Annotated in this window: 14 protein-coding genes; 13 read left to right on the top strand and 1 reads right to left on the bottom strand. The window is 60.9% G+C overall.

What is annotated here, in order from left to right:
* Nucleotides 1–8 precede the first annotated feature (8 nt).
* From HCG46_RS06350 to HCG46_RS06335, 4 genes are all read left to right on the top strand, one after another.
* The gene (locus HCG46_RS06350) at nt 9–782 is read left to right on the top strand and encodes an enoyl-CoA hydratase/isomerase family protein (RefSeq protein ID WP_168685183.1); all 774 of its coding nucleotides are present in this window, start codon (nt 9–11) and stop codon (nt 780–782) included.
* A 98-nt stretch (nt 783–880) separates the two neighbouring features.
* On the top strand, nt 881–2422 hold the full coding sequence (locus tag HCG46_RS06345) for an AMP-binding protein (protein ID WP_168685181.1): 1542 nt from the start codon (nt 881–883) through the stop codon (nt 2420–2422).
* 3 nt (nt 2423–2425) lie between these two features.
* Complete coding sequence (locus HCG46_RS06340; protein ID WP_168685179.1) at nt 2426–2815, top strand: MaoC/PaaZ C-terminal domain-containing protein; 390 nt, start codon at nt 2426–2428, stop codon at nt 2813–2815.
* A complete protein-coding gene (locus HCG46_RS06335) occupies nt 2812–3183 on the top strand; it encodes a phosphate acetyltransferase (RefSeq protein ID WP_168685178.1) in 372 nt (123 codons plus the stop codon). Before HCG46_RS06340 ends, HCG46_RS06335 begins: the two co-directional genes overlap by 4 nt.
* A gap of 66 nt (nt 3184–3249) precedes the next feature.
* Here the strand turns inward: HCG46_RS06335 and HCG46_RS06330 are convergent, their stop codons facing one another.
* The gene (locus tag HCG46_RS06330) at nt 3250–3639 is read right to left on the bottom strand and encodes a DUF427 domain-containing protein (protein WP_208984244.1); all 390 of its coding nucleotides are present in this window, start codon (nt 3637–3639) and stop codon (nt 3250–3252) included.
* A gap of 190 nt (nt 3640–3829) precedes the next feature.
* Between HCG46_RS06330 and HCG46_RS06325 the strand changes: the two genes are divergently transcribed.
* The 9 genes from HCG46_RS06325 (at nt 3830) to HCG46_RS06285 (ending at nt 14669) form a co-directional block, all read left to right on the top strand.
* Nucleotides 3830–5086 (top strand): glycerate kinase, encoded by a 1257-nt coding sequence (locus HCG46_RS06325; RefSeq protein WP_168685176.1) that lies wholly within the window; start codon nt 3830–3832, stop codon nt 5084–5086.
* A gap of 72 nt (nt 5087–5158) precedes the next feature.
* A complete protein-coding gene (locus HCG46_RS06320) occupies nt 5159–6340 on the top strand; it encodes a GAK system CofD-like protein (protein WP_168685174.1) in 1182 nt (393 codons plus the stop codon).
* A gap of 27 nt (nt 6341–6367) precedes the next feature.
* On the top strand, nt 6368–6778 hold the full coding sequence (gene rbsD / locus HCG46_RS06315; RefSeq protein ID WP_062487232.1) for a D-ribose pyranase: 411 nt from the start codon (nt 6368–6370) through the stop codon (nt 6776–6778).
* Nucleotides 6779–7075: 297 nt separating this feature from the next.
* Nucleotides 7076–8182, top strand: coding sequence for a substrate-binding domain-containing protein (locus HCG46_RS06310; protein ID WP_168685172.1), 1107 nt, complete (start codon nt 7076–7078; stop codon nt 8180–8182).
* A gap of 1 nt (nt 8183) precedes the next feature.
* A complete protein-coding gene (locus HCG46_RS06305; protein WP_055656322.1) occupies nt 8184–9533 on the top strand; it encodes an extracellular solute-binding protein in 1350 nt (449 codons plus the stop codon).
* A 200-nt stretch (nt 9534–9733) separates the two neighbouring features.
* On the top strand, nt 9734–11038 hold the full coding sequence (locus tag HCG46_RS06300) for a sugar ABC transporter permease (protein WP_023003052.1): 1305 nt from the start codon (nt 9734–9736) through the stop codon (nt 11036–11038).
* Entirely contained in the window at nt 11035–12267 is a 1233-nt protein-coding gene (locus HCG46_RS06295) for a carbohydrate ABC transporter permease (RefSeq protein ID WP_077291865.1), read from the top strand. Before HCG46_RS06300 ends, HCG46_RS06295 begins: the two co-directional genes overlap by 4 nt.
* 43 nt (nt 12268–12310) lie before the next feature.
* Nucleotides 12311–13600 carry a trehalase family glycosidase gene (locus HCG46_RS06290; RefSeq protein WP_168685170.1) on the top strand — a complete coding sequence of 430 codons (1290 nt, stop codon included), beginning with the start codon at nt 12311–12313 and terminating at the stop codon, nt 13598–13600.
* 10 nt (nt 13601–13610) lie between these two features.
* Nucleotides 13611–14669, top strand: a complete 1059-nt coding sequence (locus HCG46_RS06285; RefSeq protein WP_168685168.1) for an ABC transporter ATP-binding protein — start codon at nt 13611–13613, stop codon at nt 14667–14669.
* Nucleotides 14670–14691 lie beyond the last annotated feature (22 nt).

Raw genomic sequence — 14691 nt, 5'->3', positions numbered from 1 at the left:
CGCATGTCATGGGTCTCGTTGAGGCAGAAACACGCGGCGGCGCGATCTGGATATGGTTGAACCGGCCGGACCGGCACAATGCCCTGGTTCCGGCCCTGGTTTCGCAACTGCGGAGCGCCATTGCCGAAGCGGCGATGGCCGAACCGGTGGCGCTGGTACTGTCGGGCCGTGGATCCAGCTTTTCGACCGGTGGCGATATTGGCGGGTTTTTGGACCATGCCGGATCGCAAGGTAAACTCGTGGCCTACTCGGACGAGCTTGTCGGCAGCCTGCACGAGACGATCCTCGACCTGCTGTCCTTTCCGGCGCCGGTGCTGGCGGCGGTCAATGGGCCGGTGACGGGTGGGTCTGCTGGCTTGATGCTGGCGGCAGACATGGTTGCCATGTCCGGGACGACCTTTGTCCAGCCCTACTACAATCAGGTGGGCTTCGGGCCGGATGGCGGCTGGACAGCCTTGCTGCCGGACCGCATCGGCACTTCGAAGGCACTTGCGATCCAGTATCGCAACACGCGCATCAGTGCTTCGGAGGCTGTGGAACTGGGGCTTGCCGTCTGTCAGGTGCCGGGGGCTGAGCTTGTTGCAACTGTTGACGGCTGGGTCGTGGATCTCGGCAAAGGCTTCGCGCAGACCCACCGCACGACACGCCAGAGTGTTTGGGATGCACGCAGATGCGCGATGGTGCGAGAGCGTCTCGACCAGGAAAAGGCCAGGTTCCTGGACCTGGTGAGCCGTCAAAGCACGCTCGACGGCATGAAGGAATTCACCAGGAAACGGGCCTGAGGAGAAGCCCGTCCGAAGGGCCAGGACGGCGACTGCAAGACAGACACCTCGCCTTGCAAGGCGCTGGCCTGAGGCCCAGCCAGGTGTTGGGAGGATGCATGGAATATTTAACCGACATGGCCGCAAAACGGGCGGAGCTCACGCCCGGGGCGACAGCCTTTGTCGATCATGAAAGCGGCAGATCTTTCAGTTTCTGCGAGATCAACGAGCGCGCCACCCGGTTGGGCAATCTTCTGCTGGGTCGCGGCCTTGCCAAGGGCGACCGCATGGCGGTGCTCTGCCATAACCACCCGGATTTCTTCGTGCTGCTGTTTGCGGCTCAGAAAACCGGCATCCTGCTTGTGCCGCTCAACTGGCGACAGCCGGTTGCCGAGCTGCAGCCCATATTGGCGGCCTCCGGTGCGAAGCTGCTGTTTCATGATCTTGCGTTTGTCGAGATTGCCGAAGAACTTGCCGCCGCAACCGGTCTGTCGCTTCTACCACTGGGCGCCGAGGGTCGGGGCGGCAGCGCTCTTGATCGTCTTCTGACGGGGGCAAGTCCTGCAGCGATCGGATGCGGCAAGGTCAAGGCTTCGGCCCCCTGGTATCTGCTTTACACTTCCGGAACGACGGGCCTGCCCAAGGCGGTCATCCAGACAGCGGGCATGGCCTATGCCAACATGATCAACTACTGCCAGGCAACGGGTCTTTCGATCGGCGAAAAGGGCGTCAATTTCCTGCCGCTCTTCCATACGGCGGGGATCAACCTGCCGACGCTGCCAATCTTCCTGAACGGCGGCATGTCGACTGTCTTGCGCAAGTTCGATCCGGAGATCGTGCTTGATCTCGTTTCCGCCGGAAACGTCACCTGCTTCTTCGGTGTTCCGGCGATCTATCAGGCGCTGGCGCTGTCACCCAGGATCGGCAAGACGAACTTTTCGAAGGTCCGGTCGCTCGGCTGTGGCGGTGCGCCGGTGCCGAAACACCTGTTGTCGGAGTTTCAGGAGCGGGGCGTCACCATCTGCAACGGCATGGGCATGACCGAGACCGGGCCAACCGTGTTCCTGATGGACAAGGGCCATGCGCCCGCCAAGATCGGTTCAGTCGGAAAACCGCAGATCCTGACGGATGTTCGCCTGGTCGACGGCGATGGCGGTATCGTCGAAGGGCCGGGGGAGGGGGAAGTCCAGTTTCGCGGGCCGAACATCACGCCGGGCTACATGGACAACAAGGAAGCGACGGTTGCCACCTTCACGGTCGACGGCTGGCTGAAATCCGGTGACATCGGGCGCCGTGACGAGGACGGCTACTACTACATCGTCGACCGGATCAAGGACATGTACATATCGGGAGGCGAGAACGTCTATCCGGCCGAAGTCGAGAAGGTTCTTGTCGGTCATCCGGCCGTTCTGGAGGCTGTGGTGATTGGTGTGCCTGATGCTAAGTGGGGCGAGGTCGGTGCAGCCTTCCTGATTGTGCGTCCCGGCGAAGACCTCGACACGACGACGTTGGCCGACTGGTGCCGCAAGCAGCTGGCGCCCTACAAGGTGCCGAAAAGCTTTACCGTCGTTGATGACCTGCCGCGCACCGCGGCGGGCAAGGTGCGCAAGAACATTCTGAAAGACGACTTCCTTGCCGACAATTCCCTGGAGAAAGCATAACCGATGAGCCTGACCGCTGACGCGCAGCACAGCGCAACGTTTAGCTGGATCCCCCGTCAGGAGGATTTCGATGCATTTGCCGATCTGTCCGGTGATGACAACCCGATCCACGTCGATCCCGAATTTTCGGCTCGCACACGGTTCGGCCGGACCGTCTCCCACGGAATGCTGCTCTATACGCGGGTCTTTGCGCATCTGAAGGCCCTCCATCCGGGGCGAAGCCATGCCGTGCAGACTTTGATGTTTCCCAATCCGGCCTATGCGGATGAGGAACTGGCGTTTTCGTTCACGCCGAGCGAGGACGATGCAGACCTGATCCTGATCGAGGTCGCCCGTGTGGCGGACGGGGCCGTGACCTTGTCCGGTTCCTGTAAACTGGGGGTGCGGACATGAGCCTGGAAGTCGGAGCGCGCGCGGAAGTCAAACGCAGCTACACAGAAGACGACATGCGTGGTTTCGCGCAGCTTGCCGGAAACGGCACGGAAGTACCTGTGTCTGTTCCGGGGCCACTGATCGGCGGGCTCTTTTCCTATCTGCTGGGCGTCGAGCTGCCGGGGAGAGGAACCAACTACCTGAAGCAGAGCCTGGAGTTTCTGGCGCCCGCCCCGGTCGGGGAGACGCTGACGGCCTCGGTGACCATCACGCGCTTGCGGCCGGAAAAACACCTGGTCGATCTGGAAACGGTCTGTGAAGCCGAGGACGGCACCCGCATCTGTCAGGGCCGGGCGCTTGTCTATGTCGAGGATGTCGGCAAGGACTGAGCCGTTGTTACAGGTTTTCGGCTGCCGCGCGGCGTTAGGCTGACCGGGTGCGCATTCGAGGGCCTTCTACTCGCCCTCGATGATCCGGACCTTGGATGGCCAGAAGGCGTAGTGCCCGGCAAGTTTCTCCGCCATCGGCACCGGCGATCTGTAGACCCAGCCGATCTCCTCGCCATCATGGGAAATGTAGCTGGCGTCGCCCTTGATGGGGCAATGGGTAGACTTGTCGACATACCCGAACCGGGTCTTGAGATCGGCTTCCGGCACGTAGATCACGGGGTCATAAAAAGACTTGCCGATTTCAAGAACGCGAACCGCATTGATGCTGTCCGCCAGCAGGGCCGCGCCCTGGTAGATGCGAATTCGCCGGGGCACGTCCTTAATCACCATCAGGTGGTCGGGGTTTTCCGGGTTGCGGATCGCCGTATCGAAGGCGGGCATTGTCTGCGCAGTCATGAGGTCCTCCGTGGAATTGGCCCTCATGTGTGGATGGTGACGGTGAAACGCAAAACAATTCTATGCTGCAGGGCACACGGTTTCGCTGGGTTTTGGGCGTTCGCAGGTTGAAGGTCATCGTTTCGGCCTTGATAATTCCTGCAGTTCTGCGCTCAAACAGGAGAACATGAATTTAGGAAGAAGTGGTGCCATGGCCGAGAGCGTTCAGGATTTTTTGAAACGGCTGTTCCTGCGGGCCGTCGAAGTGGCGGACCCGATGCAGAGCCTTGGTGCGTTTCTGCCGGAGAAACCAGCGGGCCGCGTCGTGGTGATCGGCGCAGGCAAGGCCTCCGCCCGAATGGCGGAAGCGGTCGAAAAGGTCTGGGGGCCGTGCGAAGGCCTGGTGATCACGCGCTATGGCTACGCGAGGCCGTGCGAAGGGATCGAGATCGTGGAGGCCGCGCATCCGGTTCCGGACGAAATGGGGTTTGTCGCGACCAAACGCATGATCGAGCTTGTTTCCGGCCTGGGTGAGAACGACTACGTGCTGGCGCTCATGTCCGGTGGTGCCTCGGCCTTGCTGATTGCGCCTGCCGGAGAAATCTCGCTGGCCGAAAAGCAGGCGGTCAACCAGGCGCTTCTGGCCTCCGGTGCGCCGATCGGCCAGATGAATGTCGTGCGGAAACATCTGAGCCGGGTGAAGGGCGGGCAATTGGCAGCCGCTGCCTATCCTGCAAAGATGCTGGCTCTGCTTATCTCCGATGTTCCCGGTGACAATCCTGCTGAAATCGGGTCCGGTCCGACGGTTGGTGATACCAGCACGACGGCCGATGCCAAGGCGATCCTGGAGCAGTGGAAGATCGAAGTGCCGGCTTCGGTGCAACAGGTTCTCGCCGCCGGAAGCGGTGTGTTGAAGCCCGATGACGAGAAGCTCGGCCGTGTGTCGAATGTCATCTTCGCAGCTCCCTCCCAGTCGCTGGAAGCTGCCCGGACCCTAGCCGAAGCAGAAGGCTGTGATGTCGAGATCCTGGGGGATGCCCTGGAAGGCGAAGCGCGGGAAGTTGCGCGTGCCCATGCAGAGCTTGCCCTCAGCCGCCAGAGCGAGCGCCCCGACGGCAGCCGGCCCTTGCTGCTCCTGTCCGGCGGTGAGCTGACGGTGACCCGACGCGGCGAGGGCATTGGCGGACCGAACGCCGAATACGCCCTGGCTCTTGCCTTTGCCTTGCGCGGGGCTCCGGGTATCCACGCGATCGCTTGCGACACGGACGGTGTCGACGGGGCAGCAGAGGTAGCGGGTGCTGTCATTGGCCCGGATACGCTGGCGAGGGCGGACAAGGCGGGTGCCGATGTGGAAGAGGCACTTCTTACCAATGACGCTCACCGCTTTTTCGACACGATCGGAGATCAGGTTGTCACCGGGCCGACACTGACGAATGTCAATGATTTCCGTGCCATATGGATCGGATAGCGCATTGGCCGGGACGAACGCCCGCAAATCCTTTACCCGGCAAATGGCGCCGGAATTCCCAAGGGACCGGACTTGACTGAAATCACCATCACCCGTGTGGCGCGCCTGCCGGATCCATTTCGGATCGAACGGTTTCTGTCCAATCCCAAGCTTGGCCCGAGGACGCTGTTCTTCAGCGGTGGATCGGCACTCAACGGTGTCGCCCAGTGCCTGAAGCGCTACACGCATAATTCCATCCACCTGGTGACACCGTTCGATTCCGGCGGCAGCTCGCAAGGGCTCAGGATTGCCTTCAACATGCCGGCCATTGGTGATCTCAGAAGCCGGTTGATGGCACTCGCCGACGAAACGGTGCTCGGCCATCCGGACGTTTTTCGCCTGTTCACACATCGGTTTTCGAAAACAGCCTCGCAAGTGGATCTGGCTGCCGAGCTGGAAAGCATGATCGCCGGAACGCATCCGCTGGTGGAGGCGATAGAGCAGCCGATGCGCACGCTCATCCAGAATCAGCTGGGCATGTTTCACGCCGCACGCCCGATAGATTTCGACCTGCGCGGCGCGAGCATCGGCAACCTGATCCTGGCCGGTGGTTACCTCAACCAGAACCAGCAACTTGAACCGATCATCTTTCTGGTGGCCAAGCTGGTGGGTGTTCAGGGCACCGTCCGGGCCGTTGCCGACGACAACCTGCATCTGGGGGCAGACCTTGAGGATGGCGAAGTTGTTATCGGCCAGCACCTTCTGACCGGCAAGGAGCATCCGCCACTGGTCTCGCCGATCAGGAACCTGTTCCTCAATCGGGGGCTGACCGGCAAGGACCCTGCGGAAGCAGCGTTTCCGGACCGCAACCGGAGCCTCATCCAGTCTGCTGACCTCATCTGTTATGCGCCGGGCAGTTTCTATACCAGCCTGATCGCAAATCTTCTGCCGAAAGGCGTCGGAAAAGCCATTGCCGCACGTACCGTTCCGAAGGTCTATCTGCCCGGAACGGGGCAGGATCCGGAAACCGGCACGATGAGTGTTGCCGACAAGGTGCAGACCCTGCTTGCCTACTTGCGGCGGGACGCGGGCAGTGATTGCCCGGTCGACCGTCTGCTCAACTTCGTGATCGTCGACCAAGCGGTTCCGGAGAAGGAAACGGAAGGGCTGCAGGCGCTTGGGCTTTCCGTGCTTCGGCTCGATCTCGTCAGCAAGGCGTCCGCACCCTATTATGCCCCTGTGCCGCTTTGCGAAACTCTGGTCTCGCTGACGTAAGCACCACCGAACATTCAGGACAAGGCCATGAAACGTACGAAGCTTCTAAACCGGCATCTCAGCAAACTGGTAGCCTCGCTCGGCCATATGGACGAGATCGTCCTTGCCGATGCAGGCCTTCCGGTTCCTGCCAATGTTGGTGTGATCGACCTGGCAGTCAGCCCCGGTATTCCGGCCTTCTTCGATGTTCTGGAAGCGCTGGCCGATGAAATGATCGTCGAGCAGGCGGTCTTTGCGGACGAGGCATCGGAAGATCTCGTCACGCAGATCGAGGTCCGGCTGGCCCATTGGGCGGCTGACACCGGCAAGCCGATCGAGCATGTCCGCATGTCTCACGAGGACTTCAAGGAGCGTTGTTCGAAGGCACGTGCGGTCATTCGCACCGGTGAATGCACGCCTTACGCAAATCTGATTCTCGTCTCCGGCGTGCCGTTCTGACAATCGCCGCAGACGGTGTCTGCAAGGCCTGTCTCGACAGCCATCGATGAGAACTGACCGATGCGAGGGAGGAGCGGAAATGCTCCTCCCATTTTTGTTTTCCGAAACGTTGCGACGGCATGTTTCGTTGCAACGTCAGTCGCTTCCCGCTCTGCAAAAAATAAAAATTTGATCTCCAAAACCGATTTTGTTGACTTACAAAATCGGTTTTGTAAAAATTTTCCTCAATAAAACAATCTGTTGCCTTTTGAGGCTGCAGGCCGGGAATTGAGCCCTTCGGGCTCGCAGGGAGGATCGATGTCGCGACTTCGCGATTCCGTCACCATTGATGACGTGGCGCGCCATGTGGGCGTTGCGAAAGGAACCGTGTCGCGGGTCCTCAACAATTACACCGATATTTCCGAAGCCACCCGCAAACGTATCCTCAAGGCTGTTCAGGATCTGGGCTATCAGCCGTCGGCCACCGCGCGCAATCTGAAGCGCGGACGTCAGGACACGCTCGGCATCGTCATCCCCGTGGGTCACGGCAGTGGAGCGGATCCGTTCCTGTCCGAATTCATCGACGGCATCGCAAGAGCTCTCGACGAACTGGGGCTGGACCTTCTGGTGACCACTGCCCATTCACGCGAACACATGATCGAGACCGTGAAGCGGCTGATCGCCCGGCGCAAGGTGGACGGTTTCATCGTCACCCGAACGGAAGTGGACGATCCGCGCATCGCCTATCTGCGGGAACAGAATTTTCCATTCGTCGCCCACGGCCGCACGCGCAATCCGGCAGGCTATGCCTGGTTCGATATCGATAACGAGGCGGCCTTTGCTGACGGCGTTCGCCACCTCTACAGCCTCGGACACGAGCGGATCGGGTTCATCGGCGGTCCGATGGAACTCAACTTCGCGCTTCAGCGCCGCAACGGGTACAGGCAGGGTCTGGAGGCCCTGGGCCTTGTGCATGATCCGGCATTGGAAAATCTTCAGCCGCTCAGCGAAAAAGGCGGCTTTGCAGGGGCCGAGGCGCTGTTGTCGCTGGAGGCGCCGCCAACCGCACTTTTGTGCGTGACTGACGCCCTTGCCATCGGAGCGGTGCAGTACTGCCGCAAATTCGGTCTTAAGGTCGGCTCCGACGTTACCGTCGTCGGCTATGACGGCCTGCCGGTGGGCGAATACCTGGACCCGCCGCTGACGACCTTTTCGCAAAGCGCCCAGGAAGCAGGCGGCAGGGTTGCCCGCATGCTTATCGATGTTCTGGACGGCAAGAACCCCACGGATCTGCAGGCCCTTGCCAAGGCAAACCTGATCCGGCGCGCCTCGGATGGCGCTCCGGCAAATTCATCGGAGGCGCTTGCAAGCGCGCTCCGCGACCGGCTGAACCAACAGCCACATTCCGGCAGGAAGGGAGAGTAATATGTTTGGGAGGACAACATTCCTGGCCTCGACCATCGCGGGCGTTCTGACGCTCGGTCTGACGGCCGCACAGGCCGAGACGTTGCGGTTCTGGACGACTGAAGAACAACCGGAGCGCCTGGCCAAGCAGGAAGAAATGGCCGCCGCGTTCAAGGAAAAGACAGGCATCGAGGTGGACGTCATTCCGGTGACGGAATCCGATCTCGGCACGCGTGCCACGGCAGCCTTTGCCGCCGGCGATCTGCCGGATGTCATCTACCACACACTGCAATACGCGCTGCCCTGGGCCGAAGCAGGCATCCTGGATACGGAAGCTGCGACCGAAGTGTTTGAAAAACTGGGTGCCGGCACATTCGCGCCTGGCGCGGTTGCCATGGCTGCCGTTGAAGACGGTGTCGCCTCCGTGCCTGTGGACGGCTGGACCCAGATGGTGATCTACCGCAAGGACCTCTTTGAGGAAAACGGCCTTGCCGCTCCGGACAGCTATGAAGACATTCTGGCAGCCGTCGAAAAACTGCATAACCCGCCAGAGATGTTCGGTTTCGTCGCCGCGACCAAGGTTGACGAGAACTTCATGAGTCAGGTGCTGGAGCACGTGCTTCTGGCCAATGGTGTCAGCCCTGTCGGTGACGACGGTTTCAAGCCGCTGGACGAGAAGAAGACTGTCGAAGCGCTGGAGTTCTACAAAGCCATCGCCAAGGCATCGCCTCCCGGTGACCTCTTCTGGAAGCAGTCGCGCGAGCTTTATTTTGCCGGCAAAGCAGCCATGATCATCTGGTCGCCGTTCATCCTGGATGAGCTTGCCGGCCTGCGTGACAGCGCTCCGCCGACCATCACCGATGATCCTACCTCCACGGAACTTGCTTCCAAGACCGGTGTTGTCACCACCTTGAGCGGCCCGTCCAATCCAGATGGGGCAGCCTGGGCCGACATCCGCTACTTCGGCATCACCAATGACGCGGACACGGAAGCGGCGATGCAGTTCGTCGAGTTCTCCATGGATGACGGCTACCTGTCGACCCTGTCGATCGCGCCGGAAGGCAAGTTCCCGATCCGTCGTGGTTCAGCCGACAACGCGACCGAATTCGTCGATGGCTGGGCAAAGCTCCCGGTGGGTGTCGACCGCAAGGCGCCGCTGACCGATCTCTACGATGCCGACACCATCAAGACCATCGTCTCCGGTCTCGACACCGCCAGCCGCTGGGGCGTCAAGGAAGGCCAGCTCTCGCTTGCCTCCAAGATGATCAACAGCCAGGTGATGAACCGTCTGGTGCGTGAATACATCGACGACGAACGCGATGCTGCGGCAACCGTTGCCAAGCTCAACGAGGAACTGGCCAAGATCCAGTAACGCCTTTCCACCCCTCAAGACCCCACGAGGGGGTGGGAAAGCCCGCACATAACAGCCCGGACCGGGCGTCTGTCGGATGCCCGGTCCTTCCCAATCTCCTGCCGCTGAATTGCCGGCAGCCGAGATGGGCTCCAGACAGTTGCCGGTTGGGACTTGTCGGTCGCCAACGGCAGAACGGGATCTAGACCCCGGGCGGAAACATGAACACCAAAACCGAAGCTGACGCTTCCTCAGGGCCGCCGAAAGGCATCGGTCCGATGCAGCGGCGTGAAATGTGGCTGGCGTATCTGATGCTGGCGCCGACATTTGCCATCATCCTGATGATTGTTGCCGGACCGCTGCTTGCCAATTTCTGGATCAGTGTGAAGCCGGTTCAGCTTGCCGACCTGCGGCCGCCGACCGTGCTCGTCAACGAACGGGTTCGTGGCCGGCCAAAAGCACCAGGCGACGAGGCCCGGCTGGAATACCGGCTGCGCAATTCGTCTCAGGACGAGGAAGTCCGCAACGTGACGCTGAGCGATGTGGTGCCCGATGGCTTCACGGTGACTTCGCATTCCGAAAACTGTTCGCTCAATGGCGCCGCGCTGACGTGCGATCTTGGAACCGTAGCGCCTGGCTGGCGCGGAGACGTCGAACTGGTTGGAACCGTGTCGCAGGGGTTTCTGGATGCAAACCGTCCCGAACGTGCGAGCGAGCCGGTTATTTCGGGCGAAGCCAACAATGTGCTGACCAACTTCGAATTCACGTTCGAGAACTTCAGCCGGATCTTCAGCGCGGACGAGTTCTGGTCAGTGCTGCGCATTACGTTCTACTACACCATCTTCGGGACGGGTGGCGCGTTGGTGCTGGGTCTCTTTGCGGCGCAGCTCCTGAACACGACCTTCCCCGGTCGCGGTGTCCTGCGGGGCCTGTTTCTGTTTCCCTACGTCTCGCCGGTGATCGCGGTTGCCTTCACCTGGGTCGTTCTGTTCGACCCGTTTTCCGGCACGCTCAACGCGCTGCTGACCAAAATGGGCGTTGTCGCCGATCCGATCAATTTCTTCGGCCAGAGGGCGATCGAGTTTTCCGTTCTCGGCATTCCGATGGAGTTTCCGCTGGCGCTGACGACGGTGATAGCCTTCGAGGCCTGGCGTTACTTTCCGCTGTCTTTCCTGTTCATCCTGGCGCGCATGCAGTCGATCAACACCGACATGTATGAAGCTGCCGAAATGGACGGGGCGACGCCGCTGCAACAGTTCTGGTACCTGTCGCTGCCGCAACTGATGGGGATCCTCTCGGTCCTGTTCCTGCTGCGCTTCATCTGGACCTTCAACAAGTTCGACGACATCTTCCTTCTGACCGGCGGCAACGCGGGCACGCGTACGCTGACCGTCGATGTCTATGAGCAGGGATTTGCCCTGTCCAATCTCGGCGCCGGTGCGGCCGTTGCCGTGGTCGTCTTTGTCGTCCTTGTCACCTTCGCCACTTTGTTCATCCGCTTTTCGCCGAAGGAGGAAGGGCTATGAGACCCGGCAGTATCGTTCTCGCGGCGCTGACCGGCCTGATCTGGGGCGTCACTGCCATGGTGGTCATCGGTGTCACGCTGACACTGGTGACCGGCGATGTGGCGCAACCGCAGGCAACGGCGGCGGGTCTTGCAGGGCTTGTCAGTGCTCTGGTTCTGGTCTGGAGGCAGTCGACCGGGGGCGCTGGAGCCATGGCGGACAGGGGGCTTTGTGCTGCCGTCCTGTTCGTCGTCCTGATGGTGGCTTCCTTCGCGGCGCCCTTCGGTCTGTCGCTTGGTCAGCACTCCTTGTGGCAGGGACTTGGTCTGGTGATGTTTGTCGCCGGCGTTACCGGTGCCAATGCGATCTGCCTCGGTGGGGCCCGGCTTGGTGCCATGTCGCGCTACGAGCGTGAGGTTGTCTATATTCGCATCGCGAAGGGCGTCGGCTTCGTCGTCTTCTCGATCATTGTCGCCTTGCCGTTCTACGTCATGATCATGACCTCGCTCAAAAGTCAGCAGGCACTGCTGGCCAATCCGCTGGACCTGTCGATCGACGTCAGTCAGGGCATCAGCGGGCTGTTCCGGTCCTATGTCGAGCTTTTCACCCAGTTCAACTTCGGCCGTTACCTGATGGTGTCCGCCTTCGTGTCGGTGGCAACCGTCGTGCTGACACTGCTGTTCTCGGTGCCGGGTGCCTATGCCGTGTCGCGGCTGCGGTTTCCGGGACAGGCATTCCTGGCCCGCTCCGTTCTGCTCATTTACATGGTGCCGGCGATCGTGCTGGTGATCCCGCTCTATGCGGTGTTCTCGCAGCTTGGCCTGCGCAACACGCTCACCGGTCTGTTGATTGTCTATCCGGCAACCACCATCCCGGTCGCGCTCTACATGCTGCAGGGCTACTTTCGCGGTCTGCCGTCGGAGCTGGAGGAAGCCGGACTGATGGACGGGCTGTCGCGCATCGGCGTGATCCTCAAGATCACCCTGCCGCTGTCCCTTCCGGCGCTGGCCTCCGTTTCGCTTTACGTCTTCATGATCGCCTGGAACGAGTTCCTGTTCGCGTTCATGTTCCTGGACGATCCGGACATCTTCACGCTGTCGCGCGGAGTGGTGTCCCTCAATTCCTCCGAGGTGCCACGTCAGCATCTCATGGCGGGCGCGGTAATTGCGACCGTGCCCGTCCTTTTCATTTTCCTGTGGTTCGAACGTTTCCTTGTCCAGGGCCTGACGGCCGGCAGCGTCAAGGGTTGAACGATCAAGAGAAGGGGCTCTGAAGAGCCCGAGGGAGTACGCTGTGGCACACGCAGATCTAGACCAGGCGGCAAAGGCCATCCTGACCGAAAACGACCAGGGCGGGTACACGATCCCGACGAAGGGTCTTTATCCGTACCAGTGGAACTGGGATTCCGTCTTTGTCGCCCTGGGGTTTGCGGAATTCGACCAGGACCGGGCCTGGCAGGAAATCGAGATGCTGTTCCAGGGCCAGTGGCGCGACGGAATGGTGCCGCACATCCTGTTTCGCAAGGACGATCCGAGCTATTTTCCCGGACCGGGCGTGTGGGGAACCGACGGCGGTCCGATCCCGAGTTCCGGTCATTCCCAGCCGCCGGTGGCCGCGTCCGTCGTCCATAGCCTGGTGGAGGCTGACCGGACCGGCAAGGCGCTGGAGCGGGCGAAGGCCTTGTTGCCGAAACTGATGGCCTGGCATCGCTGGTATCTTGCCTATCGCGACCCGAAAAACCTTGGTGTCATTGCCGTCATTCACCCCTGGGAATCCGGGCGGGACAACCTGCCGGACTGGGACGAGGCGCTGCGGGCGGTCGAGGTCAAGGACATTGGTCCCTATGAGCGGAAGGACACCTCTCATGTCGATCCGGCCATGCGGCCGCACAAGGAGGACTACGACCGTTATCTCAGCATTGTCGCTGCTTGCCGAAAGGTAGGCTGGGATCCGGAAAAAGTCGCCGAAACCTGCCCGTTCTTCGTTGCCGACCCAGGCGTTACCTTCATCTTCCTGCGCGCCAACCGGGATCTTCTCGCGCTGGCCGAAAAACTCGGCATGAGTGCGGAAGCCGACGAGATCCGAGGGTGGATCGCGGCGATGGAAAAAGGCAGCCGGACGCTTTGGAATGATGAGGTCAAGGCACATGTCGCTTTTGACGAGCGTCGCGGCAAGCAGACAGATGGCATCTCCAGTGCTTCCTTCCTGGCGCTCTATGCCGGGCTCCATGATCCGCAGACCCTTGGTGCGCTTCAGGCGCATTTTGACAGGATCGCGGAGCGGGTCGAATACCTGATGCCGTCCTATGATCCCGATCACCGCAGTTACGAGCCCTTGCGGTATTGGCGCGGACCGGTGTGGGCGATGATCAATTACATGATCGCGAAAGGCTTTGCCGAAGCAGGCGATGCCGTCCGGGCCGAACGACTGCGCGCCGACACCGCACGGCTGATCGAAACCGGGGGCTTTGCGGAATATTTCAGTCCGGAAACGGGCGCAGGAGCAGGTGGCGGATCGTTCTCCTGGACGTCGGCCATCTGGCTGACCTGGGCTTCGCCTTCACACGCCGAGCAGGCAGCTTAAGGGGGACGCGATGGGAGCGATCCAGCTCAACAAGGTTGAAAAGTGGTTCGGCAACCTGCAGGTCATCAAGGGCATCGACCTCGACATCAAGGATGGCGAATTTGTCATCTTTGTCGGACCGTCCGGCTGCGGGAAGTCGACACTGTTGCGTCTGATCTCAGGGCTTGAGGAAACCAGCCGTGGTGCTATCGAAATCGATGGCAAGGACGTCACTGCACTGCCGCCATCGGGGCGGGGACTGTCGATGGTCTTCCAGTCCTACGCGCTTTACCCGCATATGTCGGTGCGCGAGAATGTCGGTTTCGGTCTAAAGACGGCAGGCTTTCCCAAGGCGGAGATCGACCGCAAGGTGAATGCGGCTGCTGAAGTGCTGAAGCTGGACGAATATCTCGACCGGCGCCCCAAGGCGCTTTCGGGTGGACAGCGCCAGCGGGTGGCCATCGGCCGCGCCATTGTTCGCGAGCCAAGTGCCTTCCTGTTCGATGAACCGTTGTCGAACCTGGACGCAGCGCTTCGCGTTGAAATGCGTTTTGAGGTCGCCCGGCTCCACAAGAGCCTCGGCACCACCATGATCTACGTGACACACGATCAGGTGGAAGCCATGACGCTGGCCGACAAGATCGTGGTGTTGCATGCCGGCAGGATCGAACAGGTCGGATCGCCGCGCGAACTTTATGAGCGGCCGGACAATCTGTTCGTGGCCCAGTTCATCGGTTCGCCGAAGATGAACGTGTTGCCCTGTTCACTCGAAGAAGGACGGTTTTCGCTGCGCGGGCATGGCGGCGGTCCTTATCCGTATGCCGGCAGCGGGCAAACACCGGTTAAACTCGGCATCCGTCCGGAGCACATCAGCCTTGCAACGCCGGGCGAGGGGCATTGCACCGGGACGGTGGAAGTGGCCGAGTATCTGGGTGCAGACACCTTCCTTTACGTGGCGCTCGACGGGCTTGAAACGATCCTGGTGCGCATCAGCGGTGCCGAAGACGTGGAGGAGGGCACTCGTGTTGGTCTGACCTTCGACGAGAGCCGCCTGCATTTCTTCGACGGCGAAGACAAGGCTATCCGCTAAGACTGTCTGTCGGAATGAGCCC

The organism is Labrenzia sp. PO1 (assembly GCF_012273635.1).
GTDB classification, from domain to species: domain Bacteria; phylum Pseudomonadota; class Alphaproteobacteria; order Rhizobiales; family Stappiaceae; genus Roseibium; species Roseibium algicola.
The sequence above is the reverse complement of the archived record's forward strand: the minus strand, read 5'-3'. Positions and strand labels throughout refer to the sequence as shown.